General features: G+C 68.3%; 1 protein-coding gene. It reads left to right on the top strand.

Going from position 1 to position 495, the window contains the following annotated elements; translation table 11 throughout:
• Positions 1-495 (top strand): DUF2155 domain-containing protein (locus MOV74_RS40220; RefSeq protein ID WP_246933112.1); only part of this gene is annotated, 495 nt, incomplete at both ends.

Below are 495 nucleotides of genomic sequence, written 5' to 3'. Positions count from 1 at the left end.
GTCAGCGCCAGCCGCAGCAGAAGGGTGCTCCGGGCGCCGTGCCGCAGACCCCGGCGAGCCTGCAGCCGGGCGACGAGGTCGTCACCGAACCGCCGGCCCAGAAGATCGTGAACAAGAAGGCGACCTTCTCCGGTCTCGACAAGATCACCGGGCGCATCATCAATTTCGACGAGGAGATCGGCGAGACGGTCCAGTTCGGCGCGCTGCGCGTCAAGACCGACGCCTGCTACACGCGGCCGGCGACGGAGGCCACCAACACCGACGCCTTCGTCGAGGTCGACGAGATCACCTTGCAGGGCGAGGTGAAGCGCATCTTTTCGGGCTGGATGTACGCGGCAAGCCCCGGCCTGCACGGCGTCGAACATCCGATCTACGACATCTGGCTCACCGACTGCAAAGAGCCGCAGCAGACCATTGCGACCGCCGCGCCGGACCCCGCGACCAAGCCCGCGCCACCGCCGCCCGCGCAGAAGAAGGCCGCGCCCAAGCAGGTCC

The sequence above is a fragment of the Bradyrhizobium sp. SHOUNA76 genome, assembly GCF_023006445.1.
Taxonomy (GTDB): Bacteria; Pseudomonadota; Alphaproteobacteria; order Rhizobiales; family Xanthobacteraceae; genus Bradyrhizobium.
Note: the sequence above shows the minus strand (reverse complement) of the source record. Positions and strands in the feature narration are given on the sequence as shown.